Origin of the sequence: Methylophilus medardicus (assembly GCF_006363955.1) — a bacterium.
Classification (GTDB): Bacteria; Pseudomonadota; Gammaproteobacteria; order Burkholderiales; family Methylophilaceae; genus Methylophilus; species Methylophilus medardensis.
Window position 1 is genome coordinate 1,668,790 of sequence record NZ_CP040948.1, and the last position, 23,685, is coordinate 1,692,474.

Below are 23,685 nucleotides of genomic sequence, written 5' to 3' on the forward strand. Positions count from 1 at the left end.
ATCAATAAAGGCTCATATTAGCAAAAATTGCTAGTGCTATTTATGCGGGCGACGCCCTCTCACCATCACCGGACGGCCAACTGCGGGCAGCCTCGACTGACTCTGCATCTGATGAGGATTGACGCTGGCTGACACATCCATGCGCGAGCCGGGATTTCGATCCAACAGGATCGAATACTGACGACCTTGATACTCATCATGGACCCCATCGCGCGTGGCTTCTGCATGCCATTGACGCACCAACACCGACCAATTAGCGTTACTGACTGCTATTCGCCAGTTTGAGGAGTTCACCCCGCTGCTGGATTTCAATCACACCGCGGCCCATGGCTAACCAGCCCTTTTGCTCGAGTCGTTTTAGTTGCCGGCTGATGACCTCCCGCGCAGTGCCGAGCTCATCGGCAATTTGCTGATGGGTGCGTTGAATGGTGTTGTTGCCCATATCCAACAACCATTTTGCCAAGCGCGCATCCAGCGTCTGAAAGGCGACTTCGTCCAGCAACACAATTAAGTCACTGATTAAAGCCCCATAGTTTTGCATGACGTATTGCCTAAACACCGGCGAATCAATCATCAGCTTATGAAAAATAGACTCAGGGACAATCACATCCTGTATGTCGGCCTCGACAATCGTAGAGGCCGGATATTGGCTGTTTCCTAGCAAGCAAGTGGTCGTGATGACACAGGTTTCACCTGCGCCGACGCGATACAACACGATTTCTCGACCGCTGGCAGACATTTTATACACCCGCGAGCGCCCTTTTAGGCGCAACACATAACCACCACAATGATCCCCTTCACGGTAACCAATCGCCCCAATCGGCGCCTCCACAATACGCGCGTATTGTGTGAGTAGTTTTTTAGCACTTTCTTCAAGTGCTTCCAGCTCAGGAAACAAGCTCATCCATGCAAGTGATTGCATCATCCCGACATCCCCATGATTGAATATTTATTATGATCAAACACACAGCAACGCATACGCGCACGGTATTTAATTGATGCGACAAACTTTATCATAGATTGATTTCAAACAATTTACTACGTGTCAGCCGTGCGTGAAGTCATACACATTCTGTGACAACAGGTTTATGATTGAATTTCAATTACAAATAATATAAAAATAAATGGCCGTCATAGGGGAAATATGCAAAATTCAGAGATTGCAGTGGATCTTTTTGATCAGTTAAGGACGTCTGCCGATCAAGCCAGCCAGTTAATGAAGGCGATGGCAAACACGGATCGGCTGATGTTGTTATGTCAATTGTCGCAAGGTGAAAAATCCGTTAGCGAACTGGAGGCTTGCCTCAACTTAAGGCAACCGAGCTTATCGCAACAATTAACGGTGTTACGAGAAGCGCAGCTGGTGAGCACCAGGCGCGAAGGGAAAAACGTTTATTACAATATTGGCAGCCCCGCCGCGCTGGCGGTCATCCAAGTCTTACACCGAGAATTTTGTCACAACGCCGCCAACGGGCAGCTCAACCGGGCTTAGGAAGAAAAATCATGGAACGCAAACAGATCGATCAACGCTTTAGTATCAGCGATCAACTCTCCGAATCAGATTTGGATACCCTCGCCGCAGAGGGTATCCGATTAGTGGTGAATTTCAGGCCGGATGGCGAAGGCGGAGATGCACAGCCTTTGAGTGAGGCGCTAGCGACCAAGGCCGCTGCATTGGGCATGGCTTATGCGCACATTCCTGTTGTGCCCAATCAAATACAGCCGGCACATATTTTGCAACTGCAAGGACTCCTGGCGCAACATCCCGGTGCAGCCATCGGCTTTTGCCGCACGGGCAATCGCGCCAATCAAGTCTATCAACAAGCCTTGCAGGCACCTGCCACAACCAAGCCTGCCTGTTGTAGCCAAGCAGGCACTGAGACGCAGGTGGGCTTGTTGAATACGGTCAAAGCTTGGTTTAAGCCTTAAGAAACGCCTGTAACCATTGCAGGCTCAGGGCAACACCAAAGCCGTTCACTTCACTGGCGACGGCACCCAAGCCGTCCTTGTGGGCATAAGACGACAAGTCCACATGGCACCAAGCCACATTGCCCTGAATGAATCTGCCTAAAAAGCGGGCAGCCAATAGATGGTCCGCGTCGCTTTCCATGGTGCATTGTTTGAGATCGGCAATCTCACTTTCTAGCGCACTGTCATAGTCCTCAGCGTAGGGGAAAGCCACAACGCGCTCACCACTCAAGGTACCCGCCTCCACCATCTGGGATGCGAGTAATGGACGGTTAGCGATAATCCCGCTCATGCGAGAACCCAAAGCGGTTTGCATGCTGCCGGTTAAGGTCGCGTAATCAATGATGACATCTGGTTTGTCCCGACTGGCCATGGTCAGGGTATCGGCCAGCACCATACGGCCTTCGGCGTCGGTATGCACAATCTCAATGGTCAAGCCATTGAGCGCGGTGATCACATCATTTTGTTTGTAGGCGTTGGGGCCGATATGATTTTGCGCCAAGGCTAGCCAGCAATCGACATTGACCGGCAGTTGTTGCGCACTCACCGCCTGTAACACGCCAACGGCCACCGCACTGCCATTCATGTCCTGATGCATACCTTGCATATACTTAGCGGATTTTAAATTGTGTCCGCCAGTATCAAAGCAAATCCCTTTGCCGACCAAGGCCACGGTTTTATCTGCCTCGGGATGCCGGTAGGACAGTTTCACAATTGCGGCATCCTGTGGCTCGGAGCCTTGCGCCACGGCCACAAAAGCCCCTGCGCCTAACGCCCGTAGGGCATCTGTTGACCACTCAGTGTATTGCCAACCTTTTTCATCTGCCATGGTTTGCAGACATTGTCGGTATAAGGTGGGCGTCAGCATATTCGGCGGCGTCATGGTCAAGGCGCGGCACACTGTATTCCCCGCCACCAACGCGGCCACCTCTTCCGTCCACGGCATGGCATCCACCCCAAATAGGCCAAGTGCCCGCAATTTTTGCCCGGCGGGCTTTTGTTTTAACTGCGGTAAGGCCTCGGCATTGACCAATGTCACATAAGCGGCACATCTCGCCAACCACCACGCCGGTTGGTCGGCATACAGCGCGATTGCGATTCGTGACGGATGTTCTGCCAGCAATGGTTTGACCGCCGCACGTAAGGCCGTTGCCACGGTAAACACAGGCGCACTCGCCTCAACCTCAAGCAAGCTGACCAAGGCACCGTCGGCCAACTCCAGCGTCACTGGCTTGTGTTTCAAATCGTCTGCGGTGAGACCTGCACGCTGCAATTTAGCAGCCAATACCTCTGCAAATGGCAGCGCTGAAAAAAACGCTTTTTCAAACACGACCAGTATGTGCTTGCTGTAAGCAGTTAATAGGGTTGAATTCACTTGTGAAGATTGAGACCACTCGATGCGCATATTGTTAGAAAACACTCTTATATAAAACATTAAATAAACGTAGCAAATACCTATAGTTAGGCATGATTCTTTCATGCAAAACTTGACCAAAAGCGCTAAAAAAGAGACACTTACAGGTAAGCACTAGGTTGCTGTGACTCATCACCTGAATTCAGCAACGTGATACCATAAAAGCAGTATCCAATTTCGGAATCCCTTCTTGGTACTCAACACTTTCTCAGCGCTAGGCATGGCTAGGTGCTAGATTATACGCATAGCGACTTAAAACTCGGAGAATCCTCACGCATGGCAACGCATTCGCAAGCACACCTCAATGAAACTGACGCACAAGAAACACAAGAGTGGTTAGAAGCGCTCAGCGCCGTCATTGAGAATGAAGGGCCAGAACGTGCCCACTTCCTGCTGGAAGCAATGATCGATCAGGCGCGCCGTTCAGGCGGCCATTTGCCTTACAAGGCAACCACGGCTTACGTGAACACCATCCCTACCCACTTGCAGGGCAAACTGCAAGGTGACCCGGAGATGGAACGCCGTGTACGCGCATTGATCCGTTGGAACGCGATCATGACCGTGTTGCGTGCAAACGAAAAATCACCCGGCATCGGGGGTCACATTGCAAGCTTTCAGTCTGCAGCGACCCTTTACGATGTCGGTTTTAACCATTTTTTCCGCGCGGCTAACGAAGGTTTTGGCGGCGATTGCATCTACTTTCAAGGTCACTCCTCACCCGGAGTGTATGCGCGTGCTTTCTTAGAGGGCCGTATCTCAGAAGCGCAAATGGATAACTTCCGTCAGGAAACCGGCGGCAATGGCTTATCGAGCTATCCGCATCCTTGGTTAATGCCCGATTTTTGGCAATTCCCGACTGTATCCATGGGTCTGGGGCCACTCGCTGGCATTTATCAGGCACGCTTTCTTAAATATCTGCACAATCGCGGTATTGCAGATACTGCAGACCGTAAAGTCTGGGTTTTTTGTGGGGACGGCGAGATGGACGAGCCAGAATCGCAAGGTGCAATTTCATTAGCGGCACGCGAAGGCTTGGACAACCTGATTTTTGTCATTAACTGTAACTTGCAACGTCTGGACGGCCCCGTCCGCGGCAACGGCAAGATTATTCAAGAATTAGAGTCTAATTTCCGCGGCGCCGGCTGGAATGCCATTAAAGTGATTTGGGGCTCTTACTGGGATCCTTTGCTGGCGATGGACAAAGACGGTATTTTGCGTAAGCGCATGGAAGAATGCGTGGATGGTGAATATCAAAACTTTAAACAAAAAGGCGGTGCTTACACGCGTGAACACTTCTTTGGCAAATATCCTGAACTGCGCGAAATGGTGGCAGCGATGTCAGATGCTGACATCTGGCGCCTGAATCGCGGCGGTCACGATCCACACAAAGTGTTTGCCGCCTATGAGGCTGCTGTGAATCACAAAGGCCAGCCGACGGTCATTTTGGCTAAAACGGTCAAAGGCTATGGCATGGGCGAAGCCGGTGAGGGTCAAAACACCACGCACCAGCAAAAAAGCATGGATATCGCTTCATTGAAGGCTTTCCGTGACCGTTTTGACCTACCACTGACTGACGAGCAAGTTGAAAACTTGTCTTATTATCGTCCAGGCGACGATAGTCCAGAGATTAAATACATGATGGAACGTCGTGCCGCACTGGGTGGTTTCGTGCCTAGCCGACGCCGTAAAGGCAACGAGCTCACCGTGCCAGAGCTATCCGCGTTTGAGAACATGTTAGGCGCCACTGGCGACCGCGAAATCTCAACCACCATGGCTTTTGTGCGTATTCTGTCTACCTTGGTACGTGATAAGCAAATCGGTAAATATGTGGTGCCGATCGTGCCTGATGAAGCACGCACGTTCGGGATGGAAGGCATGTTCCGCCAATTGGGCATTTATTCCTCCGTCGGTCAATTGTATGAGCCTCAAGACTCTGACCAAGTGATGTTTTATAAAGAATCTCAAAGCGGTCAGATTTTAGAGGAAGGCATCAACGAAGCTGGCTCTTTTGCTAGCTGGCTCGCTGCCGCGACGTCTTACAGCGTCACCGGCACACAAATGATCCCGTTCTATATTTACTATTCTATGTTTGGTTTCCAACGGATTGGTGACTTTGCATGGGCTGCAGGTGACAGCCGCGCACGTGGCTTCTTGCTGGGCGCCACTGCAGGCCGTACCACGCTTAACGGTGAGGGTTTGCAGCACGAGGATGGCCACAGTCACTTGATGTCGGCGACGATTCCAAACTGTGTATCTTATGATCCGACCTTTGCTTATGAGCTTGCCGTCATTATTCAAGAGGGCATGCGTCGCATGGTGCAGAATCAGGAAGATGTGTATTACTACATCACCTTGATGAACGAAAATTACAGCCACCCCGCCATGCCAGAAGGCAGTGCCGAAGGTATCCTCAAAGGCATGTACCGCTTTAGTCAATCTAAAGCTAAAGGTGCAAAAGTGCAGCTGATGGGCTCTGGGGTGATCCTGCGCGAAGTCATCGCAGCAGCTGCCCTGTTAGAGCAAGACTGGGGCGTTTCTGCCGACGTCTGGAGTGTCACCAGCTTCACTGAATTACGTCGTGAGGGCATCGACGCAGAACGTCACAATCTGCTGAACCCTGAAGCCAAACCGAGACTCAGCTTTGTAGAAGCTTCACTGCAACAGGCCGAAGGCCCGGTGATCGCCTCCACAGATTACATGCGTAGTTTTGCTGATCAAATCCGTCCGTTTGTCCCCAACCGCTTTGTCACCTTGGGTACGGATGGCTATGGCCGCTCAGATTCACGCGAGGCGTTACGCAGCTTCTTTGAGGTGGACCGCTATTATGTGGTGCTGGCCGCATTGAAAGCACTGGCAGACGACGGCAAACTGCCTGCTACCAAAGCCGCTGAAGCCATCAAAAAATACAATATCGACATTACTCGTGCCAATCCGGCCACGATTTAAGGTCACGACATAAGGAAAGTATAGAAATATGTCTATCAAAGAAGTACTGGTGCCGGATATCGGCAACTTTGACAGCGTCGACGTGATTGAAGTACTGGTCAACGTAGGTGATACCGTGGCCAAAGAAGACTCCCTGATTACCGTGGAGTCCGATAAAGCCTCTATGGACATCCCCTCCTCGTTAGCAGGTGTGGTGAAAGAAATCCACATCAAAGTGGGCGATAACACCAAGCAAGGTGCGCTGATTTTGACGCTGGACACTGCTGCTGAAGCAGCGCCTGCCGAAAAAGTCGCGCCGCAACCGACCGCAACCCCGGTGGTCGCAACCGTGAAAGTGGATGAAAAAACGGTGGCGATTCCTGAGCCTAGCCGCCCGGTCGCCGAAGTGCCGCAAGTCGTGCAACCGCAAGCAACGCCAAACCCGGTCGCTGCCAGCAGCGTAGCGAGTAGTGGAAAACTGGCCCACGCCAGCCCATCCATTCGTAAATTTGCGCGTGAACTCGGCGTGAATTTATCCCTCGTCAAAGCCAGTGGCCCCAAGAACCGTATCTTGCAAGCAGATGTGCAAGCGTATGTGAAAGGCGAATTATCTAAGCCACGTTCTGAAAACATGGGCGTGGGCACGGGCTTAAGCACCTTGCCGATGCCGGTGATCGATTTTAGTCAGTTTGGTAGCATTGAGTCCAAGCCACTGTCACGCATCAAGAAACTATCTGGTGCCAACCTGCATCGAAACTGGGTCACTGCGCCGCACGTCACGCAATTTGATGAGGCAGACATCACCGATTTAGAGGACTTCCGTAAGTCGATGTTGGCTGAAGCAGAAAAACGCGGCGTCAAGCTCACGCTATTAGCTTTCCTGATGAAAGCGGTGGTCAATGCGCTGCGTACTTACCCTAACTTTAATGCTTCACTCTCGCCTGAAGGCGATAGTCTGATTCTCAAGCAGTATTACAACATCGGTTTTGCCTGCGATACGCCAGACGGTCTGGTCGTGCCGGTGGTGCGTGACGTGAATCAAAAAGATGTGATGGATATTGCTCGTGATCTGGCTGACCTCTCAGCCAAAGCCCGTGAGCGCAAATTAAAAGTAGAAGAGATGCAAGGCGGTTGCTTTACCATCTCTAGCCTTGGTGGCATCGGTGGCACGATGTTTACGCCAATTATTAACTGCCCTGAAGTCGCTATTCTGGGCGTGTCACGCGCAGCCATGCAACCGGTCTTTAACAAAGATTCTGGGGGCTTTGATCCACGTCTCATCATGCCATTGTCGCTTTCCTACGATCACCGCGTGATCGATGGTGCAGATGGTGCCAGATTCACCAGCCATCTGCGCGTAATGTTGAGTGATGTTAGACGGTTATTACTCTAAGCGTTTTAATATGACAAAGGGCGCGCATGGCGCCCTTTATCATTTGTTTATCACTATTTCACCCGCATAAAATCGCCGTGCGCGATTAATGGCTTATCCACTATTGGCCATTGATACAGGTAAATCCAGACTGGATTGAACACCACGCCATCAAGGCTATGAACAGTCGCATGTACCCGTTGATAGGCGGTGGGCTGGCGATGCTGTGGGCCACATTCCTCATAATCATCCAACACAGACAATACAGTTTCAGCATTATTTAGGCGAACAATCTCGCCATACACGCGGTGTTCAGGGCAGCTGGAAGTGATAGCACCGGGGTAATCGCTGATCGCATACAAATAGCCCTGAAACCAGCCTGCCGCAAGGTATTCAGACTGCTTAGCCAGATACGCAGCCATGGCATTCGTATTGCCTTGACGCAAAGTGCCGTAAACGAACAATAGATCTATCATAAAGGTTAAAACAAGGGCAGTTGACGGTCTTTAGCGGCTGGTAGCCATGCCGCAGGCACTTTAAATAAATCAGTTCGAAATGCCATGCGTTCACCCGTCATGCCTAACTTATGACGATGTATTTTAAAACGGTTCGCCATCAGATCGGCAAACACGCCCTCCCCACGCATGCGCTGACCAAACTCGCTTTGATTGGACTTACCGCCTCGACTTTGCTTAATAAGACTCATCACATGGTTAGCTTTGAGCGGAAAATGCTGCTGCAACCAAGCCTCGAATAAGTCGCCGAGCTCATGCGGCAATCGTAGCAACACATAGCCAGCATACCGTGCACCAGCGTCACTAGCCATGCCAAGAATCCTTTCCATGTCACCATCGGTCAATGCCGGGATGACCGGTGCCAGCATCACACCAGTCGGGATACCCGCCGCAGTTAACCGACGTATGGTCTCAAAACGCCGTTCCGGTGCGGCTGCACGCGGCTCTAAACGGCGAGCGATTTGCCTGTCGAGCGTGGTGATACTGAGATAAATAGTCGCAAGGTCTTTGGCTGCCATCGGTGCAATCAGGTCAATGTCGCGCTCAACCAGCGACGACTTGGTCACCAAACTGAAGGGATGATTCGCTTCACTGAGTACCTCGATGATTTGACGTGTCAGTTGATAGTCACGCTCAATGGGTTGGTAGCTATCGGTGTTCATGCCCAGAGCGATCGGTGCACATTGATATCGCGCATGCGACAGCGCCTGTTTAAGCAAATCAACCGCATTGGTTTTCATGAATAAGCGCGATTCGAAATCAAGCCCGGGCGACAGCCCTAAAAAGGCATGGGTGGGCCGCGCATAGCAATATATACAACCATGCTCACAGCCACGGTAATGATTCAACGTGCGATCGAAAGGTAAATCGGGAGATTGAATATAATTGATGATGCTGCGCGCAGTATCGTGCATGACCTCGGTGCGCAAGGTCGGCGCCTGCGCATCAAGACTGCCCCAGCCATCATCCATCGCTTCACGAGTGTGCGGATCAAAACGGCTCACTTGGTTAGTGTGCGCCGCGCGTCCTTTGTAGACCAACGGCTTTTCCACCGACTCGGGTGGAAAAGCGCTAGCGCCTATTTGCGTTCGGAGATCCATTGACATGCCAGCGCACTCCAATACGGTAGCGACTGTAAGGCCAACATGGAGACCCATAACTGCGCATCCAGATTGCTGAATCCACGGGCATAGAGCATGGCCACGGCTGCCAAAATCAATGACACCAAAATAAACAATTCTTCTTTGATCGGATCGATCAGTTGCCAATTGCTCAATTTGGACTTAGTTTTGTTGGTCACGACAAACACACCCGCTTTGTGGGTCAGGCCATTAATAATGCCTTTGGCAATCGCATGGGATAAGCCTAAGCTTGCGAGTGAGGCACCAAAAATGTCCGTCCAGCTGCAATGCATCGTTTTGCGGTACAACACAGGCCCCAAAATAGCCTTGATCGCAAGAAAGCAGAGAATCGGGACAATCATTACTACCACTGGCAAACTAAAGTATTTGGGAAAAGCCAGCATCGCAATCGTCCAGCCGATGGAGCCAATGGTAAAAATCAGCTGCAAGGCCTCTCCAAACCAACCAAACCAGCCAGTCAAAAAGTGATAACGTTGGCTAAAGTTAAGCGAGGATTTGCCCAGCAGTTTAGGCATATGGTGTTTTAAAATCTGCATGGCGCCAAACGCCCAACGATTGCGTTGAGATTTCAAGGCTTTAAAGTTTGCTGGGGTTAAGCCACGACCAAAAGTGTCATCGATGTAGCGCAACTCTAGATTTTGTTCGAGCAAGCGCAAACCCAACTCAGTATCTTCACAAATACACCACTCAGACCAGCCGCCCAGGCTTTGTAAGGCTTCACGGCGGATCAAGGTCATGGTGCCATGCTGAATTAAAGCATTCCGCTCATGGCGGTGATGCATGCCAATCCGAAAAAATCCCTCAAACTCCCAGTTACACATCCGTTGGAAAAAGTGATTCTCCCACTCGCGATGGGCTTGTGGTGCCTGCACTACAGCCACTTGAGACTCTTGGAAGTGTGGGACCAGATCAGACAACCAATCGTCGGTCACCACATAGTCGGCGTCGACCACCCCGACCACTTGTGCGTCAGGATGTGTTTTGTCGAGTGCGAAATTAAGCGCACCTGCTTTAAACCCCGGCCAAGAAGGGAGATGATAAAAATGAAAGTGATCCGGCATATTGGCCATGTAGGCTTCAAGCGGTTTCCATTTCGCTTCATCTTTGGTGTTGTTATCCACCACAATCACTTCGTAGCGCGTGTATTTAAGTTGACGCAGACTATCAATCGTCGCAATGACCATCTCTGGTGGCTCGTTGTAGCAGGCTAAATGAATCGAGACAAACAGTTCTTGATCTGCTGGCAATGGCTGTGCACGTTTGAACAGCCTACGCCAATAGGGTTTGAACATGACTTCACTAAATTCAGCCGCATAAATCATGAGCACCATGGAGGTGAGTGCAATGCCTAAAATCAGGCCAATCAGCACGACAAAATCACGCAAGGTATAGTAGTAGTCGCCGGGCAAGTTCCAAGCAATGGTCAAGGTGGTAATACAGGCCTGGAACAACACCGCCATCGACAGCACGCCGCCGATGCCCCAATGTTTAAACCGCCAAGCAATTAACATCAGTGGAATAAAGGCCAACAAGCTCGACCAAGTCGCCTTGGCAATCCAGCGTGTGTTTGGCGGCACGGCGCCTTGCAAGGAGTATTTCTGATGTCGATCTGCGTTATACATCCCCCAATAAGCTCCTGCCCAACCCTCAAGTGCCACTTTCCACGGTTGATCAAACGCTTCCATCAGGTAAAAATCGAGGTCTTCAATCGAGTTGCGTGCCAAGAACTCGCGAATAAAGCGCGCTTGGTTCACTTCACTCGCCACGGAGCCGCCAATGGCAGGCCCCCGGCTCGGCCAACCCACCTCGGTAATCACGATTTTTTTACGTGGATAGGCCTGCATGAGCTGGTTGTAGCGCTCAATGGTGTATTGCACAGCTTTTTCTACTGGCACGCCTTCGTGGTAAGGCAACAGATGTACCGCAATGTAATCCACGTGCTTCACTAACTCGGGATGCTTGAGCCAAACATGCCATGGTTCAGCGGTGGAGACTGGCACAGTGCTATGCTCTCGAACAAAATCAAGGTAGCCCATGAGCGCCTGCACAGGCAGATCATTCCGCAGCAGCGCTTCATTGCCGACAATCACACGGTCGATGTTGTTATAGTTTTCTAACTTTTCGAGCAGCGCTGAAATTTCACGAGTATTTTTTTGGTTATCAGTATCAATCCAGGCGCCCGCAATCACGTTCATGTTCCGTCTGGCGGCCAACGGCACCACTTCATTTAAATCCAGTGATGAATACATGCGGATGTGACCAGTATGCTTGTGCATCAAGTCCAAATCCTGTGCCAACTCGGCAGTGCTTGGATGCTGCCCTTCAAGCGGACTTTGGTTGCCACGGTAACCCGAGTATGCAAACCCATTCACGGCCGGTTTCACATTGATCAATGGCAACGCACGGTTAGCCAAAGCCCACAGCCCAAAATGCAGCGCTGAAAACAAAATAGCAAAGGCCAAACCGGGCGCCAATTTTTTAAACCAAGAAACGATCACTTCTCACTCTTTCCATCATGTTATGACGTGTTATTTAAATGTATAGATGGCGACTACGCTAACTGCAAACTTCTGGCGGGCAGCACAAACAAAGCCAAGCCACAAATCGCCGTCCAATACCAAGCGATAAAATTGCCGGGCTCCAGCATGGCGGCAGCCACCGACATATTGGCGGCCATCACCAGCAATACCGCCATCCACCAAACACTAGTTTGACGCATCGCAGACTGCGCGCCACTCGACAGGCGACCCATTAGTAGCGTGATCACCATGGCGCCAAGTGGCAAACTGACTAAGATCAGTGGAAAATTTAAATAGCGGCCATTGATCGCCAACCCTGCACTAGTGATGAGCAAGGCCACGGCCAGCAATTGCAGCAAGGATTGTTCTACGCAGGCTTTCGCCGCTAAGCCCAGCCATTGCCGCAATTGGAGGATCAATAAGCCCCAACCTAACACCGCCAGCCCACCCAGCATCGCCAGCTCTCCAGCATGCCGGGCTGCTTGTCTCACATATTCGAGTTGCAGATACCCATGCAAGCCCAGCAACATGCCCGTCAAGGCCAGGGTGATGATGTGGCTGGCAGCATACCTCTGATAGCGGCCCCAGCCAGCAGCGACCAGCGCCAAACCCAGGGCTAACAAATAGGGCTTTAAGCCGTCTGCACGCTCAGCCATCGCGCCTTGCAGCGGAAACTTTGGTTGCAAATCAACATCGAGCACCCCCCAGTAACCGCCTACGGTGCCTTCTAATTCTCTTTTCCATGGCTGATCGACTGCTTCAATCACATTATATTGCCAATGATTAACATGTGCCGCTTGCAAAAACTCACGCATATAACGCGCCTGATTGAGCGCACTTGGCTTAGACCAAAAGCGCTGACGCCCTTGCGACGGCCAGCCGGTTTCACCAATTAAGATCGGTTTTTTAAAGACCGTGCCTACATAGCCCATGACCGATGCAGTGTGCGCAACCGCTTGTTCAATCGCCACGGGCTTGTCTTCCCAATAAGGCAAAATATGTACGGTGACAAAATCGACATCTTGTTCAAGGGTGGGATGTTTGATCCAGTACTCCCACACATCCGCATAGGTCACCGGCGCTTTGGTGTTTGCTTTGGCCCATTGCAGATAGCCCCGTAATTTAGGTTCAGATTGTTCCCCACGCAACAATACCTCGTTACCTACGACGAGGCCACGTACCGTGTCTGGGTATTGGTTGGCCTGTTGCACCGCCAGTTGCAACTCGGATTGATTCAGCGCATCGACCCAACCGATCCATACCCCTAAAATCACTTTCATCCCTAATTTTTGCGCTGCTTTTGGCACGTAATCCAAGCCTTGGCCCACCGAATAGGTGCGTACGCAACGCGTCACTTTTGACAGTGCCTGTAAATCTTGTTCGATTTGAAGCGGATCGACAAAACTATCTTTAATGGTGGGATTCATGCCGGGTTTGTAATACGGGGCATAGGAAACGCATTGCAGAGGTAGGGCCTCGGGCGCCACCTCGACCAAGGCTTGGGGTTGCTGCAGCCGCCAGACATAAAAGACCGTACCCATCACAAACAAGGCCAGCCAAACGATCGGGGAAATTCGAGATAACATACGCTGCAATATAATCACCCTAAATTGGAATTCCTTTACAAAACAACTGATATTCTCTCATAAATCACTCTCGCTTGCGCCGCGCATTTACGCGCATCACTGGACAAATAATCCAAAAGAGTCTTGGTAAATTGCGCAATTGGTCTTATGATGAAATGTATTCAAAAGTGCGGCTAAAAACCTCCGCTTTTTAACATTTTCACGCCAAAATAATCATCTCAGAAGTCATATGAACGTTAAATCCTGCTTGACCACAATGGTATTCATTTCCTCTTTCTCTGCGTCGGCTTTGGCTGCGCCCGTCGCTGCGCTCGACTACACCGGCGAATATATCTGCAAAGGCAACAACGTCACGGTGGGTGATTACGAAGTCACCATTTATCTAAAAAAGAATCGCCGTAACAGCACTTCGCAAGTCTCCGTCTATGATCTTGCGACACACACCGAAAATAAACAAAGCTATACCGGACAGGCAATTACTCGCGGCAAACAATTAGCGATGACCTTTAAATTGTCTGATGCCAAATATGCTGAGTTTTCAACCGGCATGGGCCAATTCACCAAAGTAGGCAAAACCGGTTGGTCATTCAAAAATGATTATTACGAACCTGACGACACCGGCGGCAATTACGGCCATGAAACTTGCACGATGAAGCCTATGGCCAGCCGTCCAGCAGGCAGCGCAGCGACCAATCGTTAAGATGGTTTAGTGCCAAAGTGCACCTGTTCTTTTGGTGATAAAATAGCAAAACTATTCGGAATATAAGGTTTTCATGAGTCAAATGGTTGAAGTAGTCGTGCCGGATATCGGCAATTTTGAGAGCGTCGATGTGATCGAAGTGTTAGTCGCAGTGGGAGATACCATCGCGAAAGAAGATTCTTTGATTACGGTCGAATCTGACAAAGCCTCTATGGATATCCCATCCTCCCATGCGGGCGTGGTGAAGGCATTAAAAGTATCTGTTGGTGACAAAATCGCCAAAGGCAGCCTCATTCTCGAACTTGAAACTGGCGAAGCGGCTGCACCGCAAACGCCTCCAGCCACAGAACCCGTTGCCGCACCGGCCGCGCAGGCACCCGTTACGCAAGCAGCGCCTTTGGCGGTAACCGCCACTGGCGAAAACGATATTACTTGCCAAGTGATGGTGCTCGGCTCCGGCCCGGGTGGTTACACGGCTGCGTTCCGCGCTGCAGATTTAGGCTTAAAAGTCGTGCTCGTTGAGCGCTACCCTACCCTGGGCGGTGTTTGCCTCAATGTCGGCTGCATCCCATCAAAAGCATTACTGCACACCGCTAAAGTCATTACGGAAGCCGAAGAAAGCGAACATCACGGCCTCAGTTTTGGTAAACCGAACATCGATCTGGATAAACTACGCAGTTGGAAAGCCGATGATGTGGTGGGCAAGCTCACAGGCGGCTTGGCACAAATGGCGAAAATGCGCGGCGTCACGGTGGTGTCGGGGCTGGGTCAATTCACCAGCGCCCATCAGTTGGCCGTGACCGCAGCAGATGGCAAAGTGACTTTGGTCGGCTTTGAGAACGCCATTATTGCCGCAGGTTCGCAAGCCACTAAATTCCCGGGCGCCCCTGAGGATGCGCGCATCATGGATTCGACTGGTGCGCTGGCACTGGCAGATATTCCTGCCCGCATGTTGGTGATTGGTGGTGGCATTATCGGTCTCGAAATGGGCACCGTTTATGATGCCCTCGGCAGCAAAGTCAGTGTCGTCGAGTTTATGGATGGCTTAATTACCGGCTGTGACCGTGATTTGGTGCGTCCATTCCAAAAACGCATGGAAAAACGCTTTGAAAGCATCATGCTGTCGACCAAAGTTTCCAAGATTGAAGCCAAAGACGATGGCATTTACGTGGATTTTGAAGGCGCGAATGCGCCAAAAGACACACAAAAATATGATCGTGTTCTGGTATCTATTGGTCGTCGTCCAAACGGTAAGAACATTGGCGCCGATAAAGCAGGCGTATTGGTAGACGAGCGCGGATTTATTGCCGTCAACAAGCAAATGCGTACCAACGTACCCCATATTTTCGCGATTGGTGATATTGTCGGGCAACCGATGCTTGCACACAAAGCCACGCATGAAGCCAAGGTTGCGGCCGAGGTCATTGCTGGCCACAAAGTGGAGTTTGTCGCCAGTGTCATTCCATCTGTCGCATACACTGACCCAGAAATTGCCTGGGCAGGGGTCACGGAAACGGAAGCCAAAGCCAAAGGGATGGAGATCGAAAAAGCCAGCTTCCCATGGGCCGCCAGTGGTCGCGCCTTGTCCGTTGCGCGGACTGAGGGGATCACCAAGTTAATTTTCGACAAAACCACGCATCGCGTCATTGGTGCGGGGATCGTTGGCGTCAATGCGGGTGAGTTGTTAGCCGAGGCAGTGCTGGCGATTGAAATGGGCGCAGACGCACATGATCTGGGGTTGACCATTCATGCGCACCCAACGTTGTCAGAAACCGTTTGTTTTGCCGCCGAACTCAAAGAAGGCAGCATTACAGATATGCTGCCACCTAAAAAACGTTAAATTGCGTGTCACCACCCACTGCAAACAAAAGCCCGCAATTGCGGGCTTTTGTTTGCATGCTCACCACTTTACTGACAAGGAATTTCTTTTAATACCGTGTCTGGAAAGTGTGACCGCGTTTTCTGTAAGTTGGTGAATTGCTGAGAGGTAACCTGCTGCAACTTAATCACTGCCTGACCACCATTGCGTGGTGCTTTGATCAGTAACTTCACGCCTTTACTTTTTAGATCGGCCATTAACTTGTCTGCCAGTTTTTCATCGCGAAATACGCCAAATGAAATCGCATGACGCCATTTGGGATCGTCCTGCACAATAAAAAAGTCTTCAACCCCTAGCTTGCGCAATTCGTCGGCTTTGGTTTGTGCCAGCTCAGCCGAAGCGAGCGGTGGTTTATAGATCCAGTAGCGCAGGTTGTCTGCGCCTGCACTTGTCATGTTGGTTTGCGTTTTGATGTTCATTTGCTGCGCCAAATTGGCGGCCTCAGTCACGCGATTCATATTAAATCCGCTCCACTCATAACAAGCCGTTTGCGCAACACTATGCGACTCTGATGGCTTGCTATCAGCCAATTTAGCATCAGCCGTTTTAACATCCGAGGCTTTGACCTCAGGTGCTTTGACTTCATTTTTGGATACATTAGGGCTGATCACTGGCGAGGGATCCGCAGCCACGGCATCTGCGGTGATCGCAGGGGCTGATTCAACGGCAGGGGCTTGCGCTACCGGCCGCTCTGGATAACTTGCTAATTGTTGCGGCGTGACCAATTTTACTTGCTCTGGATGAATTTCAGGCTTAAGGCTGCTCACGGCAGACATAGATGCATCGTATTTAAAATAAGCGAATGCGCCCAAGTTGGCCAGTAACAATATCCAGCATAAACGTTTCATGGTTGTGCACTTTTCATTGGTCGATCTCCTCAGCCAGATAGGCCAAGCCCTTTAACACCAGATTATCCACAATAATGGCCTGCACGGCCAATGCCTGTGGCAAATATGCATGTAATAACTGTGCATCGCCCCCAGATAACACCAGCAAGGGATGGCAATCGCCCAGCGCTTGCAAACGTTCAAACTGCGAAGCCACAGACGCCGCCAGTGCTTGCAGGCAGCCTAACCACATGGCTTGTTGGCTATCTAGTGCGAAGCCAGGCGCCGGTGATGGCGCAGCAGGATAAGCATAATCGAGCTGTGCAGCCCCTTGTTGTAAACTTTGCCACATCAACCGTAAGCCCGGTTGTATGGTCCCACCGATAAATTTGGCAGCCGCATCGCTGACCACCAAAGCATCCAGCGTAAGTGCGGTGCCGGCGGTGGCGATCAAGGCAGACTGACCATATTGGCGCCAAACCGCGACTAGGCTGCACCAGCGGTCACTACCTAACTGTGCTGGTCGATGGTAGGCGTTATGCAACCCCAAGGCAGTTGCTGGCGGCTGTATGCATTGCAAGCGCGGCGTTAGCGCACTCAGAGGTTGCAACCACTGCGGGCCAGCCACAAGACTGAGGCTAATATGTTCAGCCTCTGCCACGGCCTGTTGCAAGCGCTGTGCCGCTTTGCCACCCTGCAACCACTGCGTGTTGTCTAGCGCATTGATTTCCCAGCTCGCATCATCAGACGGCTGGGCCGGACACCAAGCCCATTTCGTGCGCGTATTGCCGGCATCAATCAACAATCGCATGTCGCACTCCGTACACTGATTTCTCCGGCATTAAAGCGTTGCTGTCCATGTGCAGTTTCTACCAGCAAACTCCCCTCCTCGGCCACACCCAACACCTGCCCGGGGACCGTTTGGCCATTGGCTAATAACAGATTGACCGGTTGCTGATGGAAGGCATGATAACGCGTCCACGCGGCTTGAAAGTGCGTAAATCCGGACTCGGCGAACTGGCTCAGATGCAAGGCAAGTTGGCTTAAACAAGTGCCAAGCAACACATTTGGATTGATGGGCTGTGCAGACAAGGCATTGAGACCCAGCACCGGTTGATCAATCTGGGCGGTCAGCTCGCTGGCGATTTCAAGGTTGAGGCCAATCCCGATCACTGCCGCACTCGGTCCTTCCATGTCGCCTTGCAGTTCAATCAATATCCCCCCCAGCTTGTGCCAGTGGCCCTGATGCAGCACCAGTAAATCGTTCGGCCACTTTAATTGTACGGTGGTCAACCCCATGGCGTGTAATGCACGTACCAACGCGAGCCCTACCACCAGACTCAGACCAGACAAGCCTGCTGCACCACATTGAAAACGCCACAACACCGAAAAGGTTAGGCTACCGCCTAATTGAGACAACCAGCTGCGCCCGCGACGACCACGGCCTGCGGTTTGAAGATGTGCCGCTACGCAAGTACCATGTGCGACGCCACGCGCACTTTCTTGCATGAGATACCGATTGGTAGAATCGACCTGTGCCAATAGCTGCACATGAAACCACGAGGCATATTCACCGCAAGCCTGCATCACCGCATCCACATCAAGCAAAGTCACTGGTTTGGGTAAGCGATAGCCACGCCCTCGCACCGAAAATACGGTAATGCCCAAGGTAGTGACCGATTGCATGGCGTTATAGATCGTGGCGCGCGTCACGCCAAAACGATGCGCAAGGGCCTCACCGGAATGAAACTTACCGTCGGCCAAGGCAGCCAATATCGGGAATGCCAGTTTATTCATGAAATGACAGGAGACACATGCAATCAAAGCGGTTCATCTTAGCCCGCAGTGTAGCATACCGACCCGAAGTCGCTGCGGGATAAGCGCCGTAAACATGGCGTATTAATGGTTTTGGGTCAGGTCATGAAGCGTGTAAAATAGAGATACTTTAGAAACTTCAAGACCCGCCATGTCGACAGAAAAAGAACCGATTCCAGCCGCCTCCAACTTTATTCGCGCCATTATTGATAAAGACCTCGCCGAGCAAAAATATGCGCTTAAAAAATGGGCAGGCTCGCCTGGTGATGCGGCACACCAAGCCAAAGGGTCGCTAGACTTTGCCAGCATCCGCACACGTTTTCCGCCCGAACCCAATGGCTATTTGCATATTGGTCACGCCAAATCGATCTTTTTGAATTTTGGCTTAGCGCGTGATTACAATGGAGTTTGTCATTTGCGTTTTGACGACACCAACCCAGAAAAAGAAAGCCAAGAGTATGTAGATAGCATCTCTGACATGGTGCAATGGCTAGGATTTGGATGGGACAACGCCACCCCAGGCGGCGGTATCGAGCACAATTTGTACTTTGCCTCCGATTATTTTGATGTGATGTATCAAGCGGCTGAAGCGCTGATCCAGCATGGTCATGCGTATGTTGACGAGCAAACTGCCGAAGAAATGCGTATCAACCGTGGCACTTTGACCGAGCCCGGCAAAGATTCCCCTTTCCGCGCCCGCAGCATCGAGGAAAACCTACGCATTTTCCGTGAAATGCGCGATGGCAAGCACGCCGATGGCAGCATGATTTTACGCGCAAAAATTGACATGGCCTCGCCTAACATCAACATGCGCGACCCCGCCATTTACCGTATCCGTCGTGCGCATCACCACAACACCGGTGACCAATGGTGTATTTACCCGATGTATACCTTTGCGCATCCGATTGAGGACGCGCTAGAGCAAATTACCCATTCCATTTGCACGCTTGAGTTTGAAGATCAACGCCCGTTTTATGACTGGCTCATGGCACGGTTGGTGGAAGCAAATTTGTTGGCGAACCCAGTGCCTTATCAGTATGAGTTTGCGCGGCTCAACCTAACCTATGTGGTGCTATCGAAGCGTAAATTGATTCAACTGGTGGAAGAGAAACATGTCAGTGGCTGGGACGACCCGCGCCTACCCACATTGGCCGGTGCACGCCGCCGTGGCTACACGCCTGAAGGCTTCAAACTGTTTACAGACCGCATTGGCGTGTCAAAAGCAGACTCTTGGATCGATTATAGTATTCTTGAAGACTGCATGCGCGAAGTGCTCAATGACGCTGCGCCCCGTAAAATCGGCGTGCTGGATCCGATCAAACTGGTGATCGACAACTATCCAGAAGGACAAGAGGAAGACTGCTATGCCCCGAATCATCCGCAAAAACCGGACCTGGGTAAACGCATAGTCAAACTGTCCAAAGAATTATGGATTGAACGCGAAGACTTTATGGAAGAGCCCTCAAAAGGCTATTTCCGTTTGTTTCCCGGCAACATGGTGCGCCTACGCTACGGCTATGTCATCAAATGCCTGCACTGTGAAAAAGACGCGTCCGGTCAGGTCACTGTCGTACATTGTGAATATCTACCAGACACCAAGTCCGGCACCCCGGGCGCAGACAGCGTCAAAGTCAAAGGCAATATCCACTGGGTCAGTGCGGCGCATGCATACCCTGCTGAAATTCGCTTGTATGATCGCCTGTTTAAAGCGCCACACCCAGGTGAAGGCAAAAACGATGATGGCTCTGACCGCGATTTTCTACAGGACATTAACCCTGACTCAGTGACCACCATCTCTGCACAACTTGAGCAAGGCGCACAAGCGGCCCAAGCGGGAGATATTTATCAGTTTGAGCGCCATGGCTACTTTGTGGCTGACCGCAAAGACAGTGTGGCAGGCAAGCCCGTGTTTAATAGAACGGTGACACTTAAAGATCAATGGCAGAAATAGCCTCAGCCATGACACCGGTCGAATTATCAAAAGCATTTAGACTGCTTAATCATGGGCCCACCACGCTCATCACCTCGGCGCATGGCAGCCAGCGCAACATCATGGCCGCCGCCTGGGTCTGCGCTTTAGATTTTAATCCAGCCAAAGTCACGGTCGTGATTGATCGCAATACCTATACGCGTGAACTCATCGAGGCCGAAGGCACTTTTGCGATCAATCTACCCAGCGTGCAACAGATTGAAATGGTGAAGCAAGTTGGCAGTATTAGTGGACGAGATTTAGCAGACACTGACAAATTTGCAGAATACGGCATTGACACGTTTGCAGCACAAGCAATCACCGCACCGTTAATCACAGCCTGCGTGGCGTGGCTGGAGTGCAAAATCATCCCCGAGCCACATAACCAGGCCACTTATGATTTATTTATTGCCGAAGTGGTGGCTGCACATGCCGATGCGCGCGTGTTTTCGGATGGCCGTTGGCATTTTGAGGGACATGATGATTTACGTACTGTGCATCATATTGCCGGTGGCGTGTTTTACGCGACGGGCCAAGCCTGTTAACACTGTAACCTTCCCCCACCTCCGAAAGCCCTGCATCCCCAGCAGGGCTTTTTTTATTTAGGACAATTCCTACAGCAAAAGACAACATTGACGGGCTTAATCGTGGTCGGCTTTAAGCGATCATTTTAGGAGTGATGTTGAATAACGCGCTGTGCTTGACCATCAAAATCAGCGCAGTGGTAGACAACCATTTGCGATAAAGCCTTACTTCTAAGTCACTCCACCCTGTGGAGTAGCAGGCTATTCAACCGCGCCAGCGCAGCAATGCGTGCCCTTTTGTCATGAGTCGTTAGGTAGGTATGCGTACACAAGCTAAATCCAAAAAAGAGCCTTTATATGTATTATTAATCAGTGTGCACGGCCTGATTCGGGGCGAGCAGCTCGAGTTAGGCGTCGATGCAGACACGGGCGGACAATGCACCTATGTGCTTGACTTAGCCAAGGCGCTGGCAGCGCATCCGCAGGTGGCAAAAGTGGATTTGATGACGCGTCTGATCGATGACCCTGCGCTCGCCGCAGACTATGCGCAGCCAGAAGAGACGCTCAGTCAACATGCCCGCATCATCCGTTTTCCATGCGGACCCAAGCGTTATATGCGCAAAGAAACCTTATGGCCATATCTTGACCAGATGGTGGACCGCTGCCTGCATTATTTGCGACAACAAGGGCGCCTGCCTGATGTGATTCACTCGCATTATGCTGATGCAGGCTATGTGGGACGTCAATTATCAATGTTGCTTGGTATCCCGCTTATACACACCGGGCACTCGTTGGGTAGACCCAAGCAAGCGCGCTTGCTTTCGAGTGGTCGTAAAGCGGCTAATATTGAAAAGCAGTTTAATTTTGAACGCCGTATTGCCGAGGAAGAGGCGCTCATGCAACATGCCTCGCTTATCGTCACCAGTACACGACAAGAAATCGAATTGCAGTATGGCATGTATCCGCACCCGGACCCAAAGCGATTCAAAGTGATTCCACCCGGCACTGATACCTCGCGTTTTTCACCTCCAGGTAGGCAGGCCATTGCACCCGCGGTTGAACAAAGCATTTACCGCTTTTTGCAGCAACCGAAAAAGCCGATGATCTTATGCATTTGCCGTCCCGAGATAAGAAAAAATATTAAAGGGCTGATTGCGGCGTATGGCAATAATCTGGCTTTGCAAAAACGGGCCAATTTGGTGCTGGTGGCTGGTTGTCGCGACAATATTCGTGCGCTAGAAAAATCACAGGCGACGGTGTTGAATGAATTATTACTGGATATTGATCAGTATGATCTCTGGGGCAAAGTCGCGATTCCTAAGCATCACGCGCAAGAGGCCGTGCCTGAGCTCTACCGGATGGCCGCAAAAAGTCGCGGTGTTTTTATCAATGCCGCCTTTACTGAACCCTTTGGTCTCACCCTGCTCGAAGCCGCTGCATGTGGTTTGCCGGTGATCGCGCCAGATGACGGCGGGCCGCGCGACATTTTGGCGAACTGCCATCATGGCTTGCTCGTCAACACGCTCGATCCTATCGCGATGGGCGATACCTTGTTGGCCGCTTTATCAGACAAAACGCGCTGGCGCGCATGGGCTAAAAATGGTGTATTGAATGTCAAACGCCATTACACTTGGGCAGGGCACGTCAACAAATACGTCAAAGAAATCAGTGCTTTATTACACAAACAACGTAAAAATTGGCGCAAACAGCAGATCGCTTTACATCAAGGTAAATCGCCTATTCCACTTGCGCAACACGCCTTCATTACAGACATCGACAACACCTTGCTGGGTCGCCGCGATGGCCAAGAAGCGTTAGTAGCATGGCTGATCGACAACGTCGGCTATACCGTGTTTGGCATTGCCACCGGGCGGCCAGTAGACAGTGCAATCCATATTCTGCGTAAACACCGCATCCCGATTCCGGATGTGCTGATCACCTCAGTCGGGTCAGAGATTCACTACGGACTACGCCGCATCCCGGATATCGGCTGGGCCAACCATATTCGTCACCTGTGGCGTCGTGAAGATATTCAACAAGCATTAAAAGCGATCCCCGGCATCCGATTGCAGTCAGCAGATAACCAACGTGAATTTAAAATCTCTTATTTAGTAGACCCACAGGTGATGCCTACGGTGGACGACATTAGTCAGCATCTGCGCGGACAAGGCCTTCATGCGCAATTGATTTATTCACACGGCGAGTTTCTAGATGTGTTACCAATTCGTGCCTCAAAGGGCCACGCCATCCGCTACTTGTCTTACAAGTGGGGCTTACCGCTGGCCAATTTTCTGGTATCTGGCGATTCAGGCAATGACATTGAAATGCTGACCGGTGACACCATGGCGGTGGTGGTTGGCAACCACAGTGAAGACCTCGCACATTTAAAAGGGGCACCACGTGTTTATTTTGCCGAAGCCACGCATGCTCACGGCATTTTAGAGGGCATGCAACACTATAAATTCGGCATCCAACCGACCAAGGCGCAAGCACATACGCACAGCCAAGTCATCATGGAGGGCCGTTGAGT

At 51.2% G+C, this 23,685-nt stretch carries 19 protein-coding genes; 9 read left to right on the forward strand and 10 right to left on the reverse strand.

From position 1 onward, the window contains the following. Positions 1–36: 36 nt before the first annotated feature. A complete protein-coding gene (locus FIT99_RS08015; protein ID WP_140003806.1) occupies positions 37–294 on the reverse strand; it encodes a hypothetical protein in 258 nt (85 codons plus the stop codon). Beyond that, positions 260–925: a Crp/Fnr family transcriptional regulator gene (locus FIT99_RS08020; protein WP_140003807.1), complete on the reverse strand. Its 666-nt coding sequence runs from the start codon at positions 923–925 to the stop codon at positions 260–262. The genes FIT99_RS08015 and FIT99_RS08020 overlap by 35 nt, the downstream gene beginning before the upstream one ends. Before the next feature lie 219 nt (positions 926–1,144). On the opposite strand from FIT99_RS08020, the gene FIT99_RS08025 reads away from it, so the two are divergent. Together FIT99_RS08025 and FIT99_RS08030 are read left to right on the forward strand one after the other, a co-directional pair. After that, complete coding sequence (locus FIT99_RS08025; protein ID WP_140003808.1) at positions 1,145–1,492, forward strand: ArsR/SmtB family transcription factor; 348 nt, start codon at positions 1,145–1,147, stop codon at positions 1,490–1,492. An 11-nt stretch (positions 1,493–1,503) separates the two neighbouring features. Further along, positions 1,504–1,929 carry a beta-lactamase hydrolase domain-containing protein gene (locus tag FIT99_RS08030; protein WP_140003809.1) on the forward strand — a complete coding sequence of 142 codons (426 nt, stop codon included), beginning with the start codon at positions 1,504–1,506 and terminating at the stop codon, positions 1,927–1,929. Here the strand turns inward: FIT99_RS08030 and FIT99_RS08035 are convergent. Then, positions 1,919–3,373, reverse strand: a complete 1,455-nt coding sequence (locus FIT99_RS08035; protein WP_140003810.1) for a M17 family metallopeptidase — start codon at positions 3,371–3,373, stop codon at positions 1,919–1,921. The two genes, FIT99_RS08030 and FIT99_RS08035, sit on opposite strands and share 11 nt — an antisense overlap. A 285-nt stretch (positions 3,374–3,658) precedes the next feature. Here FIT99_RS08035 and aceE point away from each other — a divergent pair, with 285 nt between their 5' ends. Further along, complete coding sequence (gene aceE / locus FIT99_RS08040) at positions 3,659–6,328, forward strand: pyruvate dehydrogenase (acetyl-transferring), homodimeric type (RefSeq protein ID WP_140003811.1); 2,670 nt, start codon at positions 3,659–3,661, stop codon at positions 6,326–6,328. 28 nt (positions 6,329–6,356) lie between these two features. Next, positions 6,357–7,700: a dihydrolipoyllysine-residue acetyltransferase gene (gene aceF, locus FIT99_RS08045; RefSeq protein WP_140003812.1), complete on the forward strand. Its 1,344-nt coding sequence runs from the start codon at positions 6,357–6,359 to the stop codon at positions 7,698–7,700. Positions 7,701–7,753: 53 nt separating this feature from the next. Here aceF and FIT99_RS08050 read toward each other — a convergent pair whose 3' ends face one another. Genes FIT99_RS08050 through FIT99_RS08065 form a run of 4 tightly spaced genes read right to left on the reverse strand, consistent with a single transcriptional unit; the run spans position 7,754 to position 13,441 of the window. Beyond that, positions 7,754–8,155 carry a gamma-glutamylcyclotransferase family protein gene (locus tag FIT99_RS08050; protein ID WP_140003813.1) on the reverse strand — a complete coding sequence of 134 codons (402 nt, stop codon included), beginning with the start codon at positions 8,153–8,155 and terminating at the stop codon, positions 7,754–7,756. Between the two features lie 5 nt (positions 8,156–8,160). After that, positions 8,161–9,300 carry a PA0069 family radical SAM protein gene (locus FIT99_RS08055; RefSeq protein WP_223261153.1) on the reverse strand — a complete coding sequence of 380 codons (1,140 nt, stop codon included), beginning with the start codon at positions 9,298–9,300 and terminating at the stop codon, positions 8,161–8,163. Beyond that, on the reverse strand, positions 9,273–11,834 hold the full coding sequence (locus FIT99_RS08060; RefSeq protein WP_140003814.1) for a glycosyltransferase: 2,562 nt from the start codon (positions 11,832–11,834) through the stop codon (positions 9,273–9,275). The genes FIT99_RS08055 and FIT99_RS08060 overlap by 28 nt, the downstream gene beginning before the upstream one ends. Before the next feature lie 53 nt (positions 11,835–11,887). Further along, a complete protein-coding gene (locus tag FIT99_RS08065) occupies positions 11,888–13,441 on the reverse strand; it encodes a glycoside hydrolase family 17 protein (protein WP_223261316.1) in 1,554 nt (517 codons plus the stop codon). Between the two features lie 229 nt (positions 13,442–13,670). On the opposite strand from FIT99_RS08065, the gene FIT99_RS08070 reads away from it, so the two are divergent. Beyond that, positions 13,671–14,141, forward strand: a complete 471-nt coding sequence (locus tag FIT99_RS08070) for a hypothetical protein (protein ID WP_140003815.1) — start codon at positions 13,671–13,673, stop codon at positions 14,139–14,141. Positions 14,142–14,214: 73 nt separating this feature from the next. Continuing rightward, positions 14,215–15,981 carry a dihydrolipoyl dehydrogenase gene (gene lpdA, locus FIT99_RS08075; protein ID WP_140003816.1) on the forward strand — a complete coding sequence of 589 codons (1,767 nt, stop codon included), beginning with the start codon at positions 14,215–14,217 and terminating at the stop codon, positions 15,979–15,981. A gap of 68 nt (positions 15,982–16,049) precedes the next feature. Here the strand turns inward: lpdA and FIT99_RS08080 are convergent, their stop codons facing one another. The 3 genes from FIT99_RS08080 to FIT99_RS08090 are packed head-to-tail and all read right to left on the reverse strand — an operon-like array spanning position 16,050 to position 18,644. Further along, a complete protein-coding gene (locus FIT99_RS08080) occupies positions 16,050–16,868 on the reverse strand; it encodes an SPOR domain-containing protein (RefSeq protein WP_140003817.1) in 819 nt (272 codons plus the stop codon). A gap of 13 nt (positions 16,869–16,881) precedes the next feature. Then, positions 16,882–17,658 carry a type III pantothenate kinase gene (locus FIT99_RS08085; protein ID WP_140003818.1) on the reverse strand — a complete coding sequence of 259 codons (777 nt, stop codon included), beginning with the start codon at positions 17,656–17,658 and terminating at the stop codon, positions 16,882–16,884. Then, entirely contained in the window at positions 17,646–18,644 is a 999-nt protein-coding gene (locus tag FIT99_RS08090) for a biotin--[acetyl-CoA-carboxylase] ligase (protein WP_140003819.1), read from the reverse strand. Before FIT99_RS08090 ends, FIT99_RS08085 begins: the two co-directional genes overlap by 13 nt. A 169-nt stretch (positions 18,645–18,813) precedes the next feature. On the opposite strand from FIT99_RS08090, the gene FIT99_RS08095 reads away from it, so the two are divergent. The 3 genes from FIT99_RS08095 to FIT99_RS08105 all read left to right on the forward strand — a co-directional run bounded on the left by FIT99_RS08095 (position 18,814) and on the right by FIT99_RS08105 (position 23,683). After that, positions 18,814–20,613: a glutamine--tRNA ligase/YqeY domain fusion protein gene (locus FIT99_RS08095; protein WP_140003820.1), complete on the forward strand. Its 1,800-nt coding sequence runs from the start codon at positions 18,814–18,816 to the stop codon at positions 20,611–20,613. Continuing rightward, the gene (locus tag FIT99_RS08100) at positions 20,601–21,176 is read left to right on the forward strand and encodes a flavin reductase family protein (protein ID WP_189524723.1); all 576 of its coding nucleotides are present in this window, start codon (positions 20,601–20,603) and stop codon (positions 21,174–21,176) included. The genes FIT99_RS08095 and FIT99_RS08100 overlap by 13 nt, the downstream gene beginning before the upstream one ends. 299 nt (positions 21,177–21,475) lie before the next feature. Then, positions 21,476–23,683: an HAD-IIB family hydrolase gene (locus tag FIT99_RS08105; protein WP_140003821.1), complete on the forward strand. Its 2,208-nt coding sequence runs from the start codon at positions 21,476–21,478 to the stop codon at positions 23,681–23,683. The last annotated feature ends 2 nt before the right edge of the window (positions 23,684–23,685 follow it).